2 protein-coding genes are annotated in these 399 nt (G+C 52.9%); both read right to left on the minus strand.

Features of this window, described 5'->3' with window-relative positions:
• On the minus strand, positions 1-213 hold a 213-nt coding region (locus GVL50_RS28855), incomplete at its 3' end, for a hypothetical protein (RefSeq protein WP_218586059.1).
• Positions 206-399: hypothetical protein (locus tag GVL50_RS28640; protein ID WP_159815862.1), on the minus strand; the 194-nt coding region annotated here is incomplete at its 5' end. The genes GVL50_RS28640 and GVL50_RS28855, both read right to left, overlap by 8 nt.

Raw genomic sequence — 399 nt, forward strand, 5'->3', positions numbered from 1 at the left:
GAGTTTCTCTCCATCCTCGCGAAGAGAAACACGGAGCGCATCGACCATCTTGGGAAGCAGCTCTGCGATAACTAGCGCGTCTCGGTTGGCGGCAGTTACTTTCTCTGCTGCTGTCTCAATTTGATCCGCCAGTTGGCCCACGTCGCGCATCGCGGCGGACAGCGCAGTGGGCCAAGCGCGCCGAAAATCATCAGCGCGCAGGCCCTCATCCATTTTCTTGGCCTTCGAAGAGGGGGATTGATTCGAAAACCTTTTTGATATTGCGCGAAGCAAAGCGGCTCAGATCGTAAAGAACGATCTCTTGCCCAAGTTTGGCAAGACCTTCGTCGTCTCCTGCTTTACGCAACTCAGCCTTCTTGGCAGTGAAGTTGATCTTGTTATTAATCACATCAAAGATCG

The sequence above is a fragment of the Pseudomonas sp. 18058 genome (genome assembly GCF_902706155.1).
Lineage (GTDB): Bacteria > Pseudomonadota > Gammaproteobacteria > Pseudomonadales > Pseudomonadaceae > Aquipseudomonas > Aquipseudomonas rustica.